The organism is Chthonomonas sp. (assembly GCF_035294505.1).
Taxonomy (GTDB): Bacteria; Armatimonadota; Chthonomonadetes; order Chthonomonadales; family Chthonomonadaceae; genus Chthonomonas.
Genome location: NZ_DATGKU010000009.1, coordinates 1 through 6,940 on the forward strand (window position 1 = coordinate 1; position 6,940 = coordinate 6,940).

The 6,940-nt window shown below is 53.3% G+C and carries 7 protein-coding genes; 1 reads left to right on the forward strand and 6 read right to left on the reverse strand.

Annotated elements, in window-relative coordinates; genetic code table 11:
* The coding region (locus VKV18_RS00265; RefSeq protein ID WP_324202224.1) for a hypothetical protein at nucleotides 1-685 on the forward strand (685 nt) is incomplete at its 5' end.
* Between the two features lie 79 nt (nucleotides 686-764).
* Here VKV18_RS00265 and VKV18_RS00270 read toward each other — a convergent pair.
* The 6 genes from VKV18_RS00270 to VKV18_RS00295 form a co-directional block, all read right to left on the reverse strand.
* On the reverse strand, nucleotides 765-2,063 hold the full coding sequence (locus VKV18_RS00270) for a tetratricopeptide repeat protein (protein WP_324202225.1): 1,299 nt from the start codon (nucleotides 2,061-2,063) through the stop codon (nucleotides 765-767).
* A gap of 36 nt (nucleotides 2,064-2,099) precedes the next feature.
* On the reverse strand, nucleotides 2,100-3,413 hold the full coding sequence (locus VKV18_RS00275) for a tetratricopeptide repeat protein (RefSeq protein ID WP_324202226.1): 1,314 nt from the start codon (nucleotides 3,411-3,413) through the stop codon (nucleotides 2,100-2,102).
* 4 nt (nucleotides 3,414-3,417) lie between these two features.
* Complete coding sequence (locus VKV18_RS00280; RefSeq protein WP_324202227.1) at nucleotides 3,418-4,716, reverse strand: tetratricopeptide repeat protein; 1,299 nt, start codon at nucleotides 4,714-4,716, stop codon at nucleotides 3,418-3,420.
* A 75-nt stretch (nucleotides 4,717-4,791) separates the two neighbouring features.
* Nucleotides 4,792-5,004 (reverse strand): hypothetical protein, encoded by a 213-nt coding sequence (locus VKV18_RS00285; protein WP_324202228.1) that lies wholly within the window; start codon nucleotides 5,002-5,004, stop codon nucleotides 4,792-4,794.
* Nucleotides 5,005-5,092: 88 nt separating this feature from the next.
* Nucleotides 5,093-5,947, reverse strand: coding sequence for a DUF1559 domain-containing protein (locus VKV18_RS00290; RefSeq protein ID WP_324202229.1), 855 nt, complete (start codon nucleotides 5,945-5,947; stop codon nucleotides 5,093-5,095).
* Nucleotides 5,948-6,274: 327 nt separating this feature from the next.
* A partial coding sequence (locus VKV18_RS00295; RefSeq protein WP_324202230.1) for a glycerophosphodiester phosphodiesterase occupies nucleotides 6,275-6,940 on the reverse strand: 666 nt, incomplete at its 5' end.

Below are 6,940 nucleotides of genomic sequence, written 5' to 3' on the forward strand. Positions count from 1 at the left end.
ACTCAGCCTTGGTGCCCAGATGTACACCCAGGACTACGACGAGCGCTTCCCTTCGTGGAACTGGCCGTTCTTCTGCAATGGAGGCAATAACGGGGCCCCGCGCGACTCGGCAGCCTTCTGGACTATGGCCATCTACCCCTACGTGAAAAATACCGGAGTCTATCAGTGCCCGGACGATGCGCTTCGTTGGAACGACGCTTGGGCCTCCTGCAGTGACGATGGGGGTAAGGACGATATGTTCGCTCCCATTAACCCATCAACAGGAAAAGCCTGCAACTTCTGGGAGAGCTGCAATCCGAAATATGTCTCCTACGCCATAGACGAGTCGCTAGATGGCGGCTGGCCAACCAATACTCTGGCAGGCGTTCCAACACCTGCCAACTGGGCACTCTTCGCCGATTGTGGCTCGCAACTGGCCGACATATGGGTTTGGCAACAACCTAATGCCCAAAATGCCAACTATATCTCGGCCCGCATCGCGTTCTCCAATCAAGGGTGCTGCCTCATTTGGCAAGGGGCAAAACCAGCGTCCTACTTCTTAGCCAACAATAGCCAGTCGTTCCTCGATAACCTCACCCGCCACCATGGCGGTGAGAATGTGAGCTTCGTAGATGGCCATGCCAAATACATGCGATGGACTAACCTTACTTGGGTGAACCTTACAACAGGCACTGTTCCACAGTAAAATAAAACAACCTCACCCCTACAGACAAACGGCCTAGGATTCGTTCCTAGGCCGTCCTTGTTATATCCCCCTTACCCTCTTAGAACGAGGATGCCGCATCTGAGGGCAGTGATGGTCGTCCGGCCCGCTGAAGGGCCATTGCAAGCCCCTTTTTGGCCACCCGATTCTGCGGATCAAGGCGGCATACCTCTCGAAACTCGATAATAGCCCTCGGCAAGTTACCGATATGCAGATAGTACTGTGCCAAACGCAAATGCAATGGCGCCGAATGTGGCGCATTAACCAGTTGCATGCAAAGAGATTGCCCTATGGAGGCTTCACGATGGGCTTGCCGACTCCTCTGAATGAGCTTCAACCCAGACGCACGCTGCCCTAACGCCATATAGGCACGCCCTAGCAACAACTCCACATTATCTCTGTTCGGATCGGCGTCGTAAACAGGCAGCCAAGCCTCCACAGCCCCTCGCATATCTCCCTTGGTCTGCAAGGCCTTCCCCTTTTGAAAGAGGGCCTCTAAATTGTGAGGGTCTTGTTGTAAAACCGTCTCGGTATCCTGAAGGGCTAAATTCGGCTGGCCTATGCCGTTGTAGATTTTAGCCCGTTCTAGGAGCAACGGGATAGAATTGCCCAACAACGACAGAGCCTTATTCAAAATGGCTAGCGCCTTTTGGGGCTTGTCAGACAACCAATAGACCTCGGCAAGCGCCCCTAAAACGGTGGGGTCGTTGGGAGCCAGTTGACGCGCTTTTAGCAAGACTTGCTGCGCATCCGTCAGCCGTAACGACTGAGAGTAGGCAATCGCCAGAGCAACATAGAGTTGTGTGGTATCCGGTTGCCGATGCAACTGCTTCTTTAGTAGAGCGATGGCGTCTCTACTCCACCCTAAATCAAGGTAAAGCATGGCAAGACCAAGGCCAGCACTTAAATCGTCAGGGTCAATGCGCAGAGCCTTCTCATACTCCTGAAGGGCGATGTCCTCATGCTTGTCCTTTTTCAAACAGTCTGCATAAGCTGCGTGAAGGTCGGCATCTTTTGGAGCGAGTTGAATCGCTAAACGCCACTGCGCTTCGGCCTCTGCAAAACGCCCTTGTTGGGCTAATAAAGTGGCATACCGGGCATGCGCTGCAAGGTCATTTGGTTGCAGCTGCACGGCCTCTGCAGCCTGCTGAAGTGCAGAAACCGCCCGCTGGTGGGCTGCCTGCAAAGCTTGCCACTGCCTTTCCTGCTTCTGCAAATTCGCTATCTGCCGCCGAATGCGTATCTGCCATGGTATGGTCACAACGCCAACAAGCACCACAACAGCGAGCAAAGCGAGTAAAAGTCGCAATCGCTTTTTCTCGGTAGATTTTTCCCTATCTAGTGCAAAAGCTCTTTTCAACTCAGTAAAACTCTATGCAACAAACCTAAAGCCAACCTACTCGCCAGCAGTTGCCGGCGAGAGGTCGGTAAGCGGTCGTCCGGCACGCTGAAGGGCCATTGCAAGCCCCTTTTTGGCAACCCGATTCTGCGGATCAAGGCGGCATACCTCTCGAAACTCGATAATAGCCCGCGGCAAGTTACCGATGTGAAGATAATACCACGCCAAACGCAAATGCAGGGGCACCGATGTAGGAGCGTTCATGATCTGCCGCCCTAACGACTGCCATCGGCTGTCTTCACGGCTCATCTGTAGGCTCTTCTGAATGAGAGCCGCCCCCGCTTGTCGCTTGCCTAAAGCGATGAAGGCCCTTCCCAACAACAGCCCCACATTATCCATGTCCGGGTTGCTATCGTACACCAGCTTCCATGCCCGCACCGCCCCCGATATATCCCCCTTGGCCTGTAAAGCCTTTCCCTCCTGAACAAGAGCTTCTAAATCGTGAGGGTCGCGCTGTAAAACGGCCTCCGCATCTTTAAGCGCGAGATCGGGTTGGCCGATAGTGTTGTAGATTTTGGCACGCTCTAAAAGCAACGGAGTTGGATCGGCCACAAGCGGTATCGCTTGATTCAGCGTTTGCAGAGCCTTTTGGGTCTGATTGGCCGTCCAGTAGACCTCGGCCAGTGGGCCGAAAATGGAGGGGTCATGCGGGTCGAGCTGCTGCGCCTTTAACAGTTCTCTTTCTGCATCGCTCAGGCGCGTTAACTGAAAATAGGCCATCGCCAGTGTGACATGCAGTTTGGAGGAGTCATCGTGGGCTTTCAATTGGCGCTTCAACAGCGCCAATGCATTTTGGTTCCACCCTAAAGTGATGTAGCGCAGTGCCAGCCCAAGGGCTGCCCGTAGGTTGTTTGGGTCGAGGCGCAAGGCACGTTCATACTCGAGCATGGCCACATCCTCTTTCCCGTTCCCATCAAGACAGGCCGCATAGGCCACGTGCAGGTTGGCATCTTTGGGGTCAAGCTGCACCGCCTTCTGCCACTGCTCTTCGGCCTCTGCGAAGCGTCCCTGCTGCTCCAGTAAAGCGGCGTAGTGGGCGTGGGCTGTGGGGTCGTTCGGATGTACCTGCACCTCTTGCGCTGCCTGTTGAAGCCCTAAAGTTGCTTCCTCCTGAGCGCGCTGCAGCGCCTGACGTTGTAGCTCTTGCTGATGCAGCAGTGCGAGGTGACGGCGGATGCGCATTTGCCATGGCAAGCTCACAATGCCGAAAAGAATAACGAATGCCAACAGTGCCAACAAAAATCGTAGCCTTTTCTGTTCTGCTATCCTTTTCTGTTCTTCTACTTTTATTCCGTTCTTAGATCGTTGCACCTCTCTACCCTCTCAGCGAGGCGATCTGGTGTGCCTCCGTACGCCTTCCCATAGCGAGCAAAGCACCTTCAAGGCCCTTAAGAGCCGTTTTATCGTTCGGGTGTAAACGCAAAGCCTCCTTATATTCTACAACAGCATCGTTATAGATGCCAAGCCGCATGTACCACCTGGCCATCCGCAAGTGAGCCGTCGGATCCGTTATATGCTCGCTAACGACATCACGAGCCGTTCCATAGCGAATCGAGTTGTTTTTGATGGTTTCATAGAAGCGGATCAGTTTCGTCCCCGCAGCCCTATCGCCCTCTCGCATCTTCAGACGTCCCAACTGAAAGGCGACATCCTCAAAAGCCGGGTTCGCCTGGTAAGACTGCTGAAAGGCTGTTAACGCATTCTGCGTTTGCCCCAGCAATAAGTAGGCTTTCCCCTCACGGTAGTAGGCCTCGGCAACAAGATCAGATCGTCCTTGTGCCAATGCGGTTTTGAGAGCATTTTGTGATAGCGAAAGCGCCTCCGGAAAAGATGCAGGGTTCCCCATACGTTCTAAGGTGTAGGCCAAAAGTAATTGAAGACGTGCACTCGATGGGTTATGTTGAACAGCCATGCGAATGGTCTGTTCCGCTGCGGGAAGCTGTTCCGCAGCGGTGAGATAGGAAGTTAGGTAAAAAGCGATGTCTTCATCTTGCGGATTCTGAGCGAACAGACGCTGCAGAATTCGAATAGCCTGCTGGGTATGGCCAACTTCAAAAAGATAGCGCGCTTCCAAAAAAGAGACTTTTGTGCTATTCGGAGCTAACGTTTTGACGGTATGTAGAATGGGCGGAATGAAAGGAAGCCAATGCAGCTCTAGATAGATCTCTATCAATCGGAGATAAACGTTCGGGTCGGTGCTCCTCAAGCTTACGAGATGCTGTAGCGCCCGCATCTCCAAATCCGTATAGCCGGCATCCTGATAAAGCCTTGCCAGGAAGGCGAAAGGAGCTTGCGAACTAGGCGCAATACGCGCGGCTTTCAGCAGAGCCTGTGTCCCCGCAGAAATCTTTCCTAGCGCAAGGGCTATCTCCCCATAGCGAATAAGCGCTTCAGGGTCTTTAGGATGCTGCTGCAGCTCATGATAAGCTCGCTGAAGGTCTTCTGGCGTCGGTGGACTAACAGGCCTAGGGGCATTGATCTGCAGAGGTGGTTTTAAAGTTTGCGGTTCCTTTGGCGAAAAACGTGCCGGCACTTGAGACGTTGAGCGACCAGAGGAGAGGCCGATAGGGGCACTAGGGGCACACCCTGAATAAAACAGAGCAAGAAGAGCCATTATTAGAGCCCCTATCGGCTTCTTCACAACCGAGAACCTTAGACGGATCGCCATTCGCGAGCAGGGTAGGAAAGACTATTGACCGGCACTTGTCCCGGCTCCAGGTTTCCCTGGCTGAGCAGTAGAGGCAGGGGGATGCTGCCGAAGCTGTTGCCAATGTTTGAGATTCTCCTGAGTCACATCCGCGTTCGGACCACCGGAGATATAGCGATAGCCGAAGAAAAGGGCGAGGATAATCGCTACCACGATAATGGCAATAGCAACACCCGGCGAAATGTTTTGCTTCATAGCTTGATCTCCTCCATTAGAGTGTTTCTAGGTATCCATAGGGAAAGTGCCTCCAGGTGTACAAAGACACCTAGAGGCACTCGCCTATCTACTGTAGCCCGCCGTTGAACAGATCGAAGGTGATCTGGCGAGCACGCATCCATTTCACATGGCCATCGGCAAAGCCAATGACATCTCCCTGCGAGTGACGTGCCTGTTGATCGAAGAGATTCGCATACTGGGAGATATCTGGCCGATAATCACCGATATCGTCCTGCGCTGCCCCACAGGTTGCCGTATTGCTCCAGCAGTTAGCAGGAGCATTCGGATAGGCGACGCGAGAGATGATGTAGTGGTGAGCTGGATCGTTGGGGTCTGAAGAGGGCGCCCATCCTGTGGTCAGGCCAATTATGCAGTCGGCCACCAGAAGCGTCTGAGCCGGTTTTTGAAGGGCGGCTTGCGAGCAGCCACTAGTTCCCTGGCCGCAAACGTTCCCATCCTCCAGAGGCTCACTCATGGCATAGCTAATGGTAGCGTTCGCCATAGCCGGGGTGATGCCCACCTGAGTGGGAGTTTGACCGCTTGTTATCCAAGCCCATATCCCATTTTGAGTAATGGTTGAGTGATCGTTTGTGCTTGGACAGGCATAGACCTGAGAGTTTTTGACATAGGGGTAGATGGAGTTAAACCAGACCGACTCGAAGTGCCCACAGGCAGCCGGATTATCGGAACGTGGGCACCCTCCTTGTGTAGAAGAGTACCACCAACTCCAGTAGGGGAAGAATTCATCATAGTCTTGGGTGTACATCATAAACGCAAGACTGAGTTGCTTGAGGTTTGAGGTGCAGCTCGCCTGTCGTGCCTTTTCCCGTGCTTGCGCGAATACCGGGAACAGAATCGCCGCAAGAATCGCGATAATCGCGATAACCACGAGAAGTTCGATCAGCGTAAACGCTTTTTTCATACCGTTTCTCCTTCGTTTGAGATTTGGATTTTCAGAGAAGCTAACACTAAAGATAGATTCTGCTCGATAGAGCAGGTTAACATTATTTCGATACGTTTCGAGTATTGCAGAAACCCTAGTCTGCTTTAAGCTGAACAGTAGTGTCCTCGATCTCCTCCCTTCTGTTCTTATTTGTGATCTTATATCATAACACCCCACATTCTGTCAAGAGGCCTTTTGATACGGTTTTGATTCTCCATGTCTAGTCACACACATTCTGGGTCACGGGCGAACTTACCTTCTTATAATCCCGTCACGAAATCAGGGATCCTCTTTGCAGCGTGCTTACTAAATAAAACCTAATGCCTTCAGCCGCTCCGCCCGATTGGTGATGATTCCGTCTACAAGCGCGTAAAAATGCCGCATTAAAGGCTCCTCATCTACCGTCCAAACATAGATACGCTTCCCATAAGCCCGCAACATCTCGATGCGATCGGGCGTAAGCAACGGATACTCCCATGTGACGGCCGGAGTATCTAACTCCGCAAGCCATTCAGCAAAGGCTCTCGTTTGTAAAAGGCTCTCCTCGCGACGGCTGAGGGTCAACGAAAGCGGCAAGGATGGATCGAGCCGTCGAAAACAGGCCCGGCTTACACCACTCGCCCCCGCCACCACCTTTTCTGTGGGGCTTAACGGCGACAGCGCGGCAACCACCCTCTCTTCAATATCGCCCCCCTCACACTTCATGTCGGCCATTACCGCCACGCGGCCTCGCGCCCATGCAACCAACTCCTCAAGGCGCGGCAGCCCCTCGCCCGCTCCCAAATCGATTCTGGCAAGTGCCTCCGACGTGTGTTCGGCGATCTTGTAAATACGTCCATGTACATCCCTTACCTCCGGGTCATGCGCAAGCACCAAAGCCCCATCGGCTGCCTGGCGTACGTCGCACTCCACCATCTGACAGCCTAACTTCGCCGCCTCTTGGAAACTACGCAAGGTGTTGGCCGGAAAAGC

What these genes read in the sequence shown, in the direction of transcription:
- VKV18_RS00285 (WP_324202228.1), bottom strand. Translation starts at nt 5,004, where the DNA reads ATGAAGCAAAACATTTCGCCGGGTGTTGCTATTGCCATTATCGTGGTA.
- VKV18_RS00290 (WP_324202229.1), bottom strand. Translation starts at nt 5,947, where the DNA reads ATGAAAAAAGCGTTTACGCTGATCGAACTTCTCGTGGTTATCGCGATT.
- VKV18_RS00280 (WP_324202227.1), bottom strand. Translation starts at nt 4,716, where the DNA reads ATGGCTCTTCTTGCTCTGTTTTATTCAGGGTGTGCCCCTAGTGCCCCT.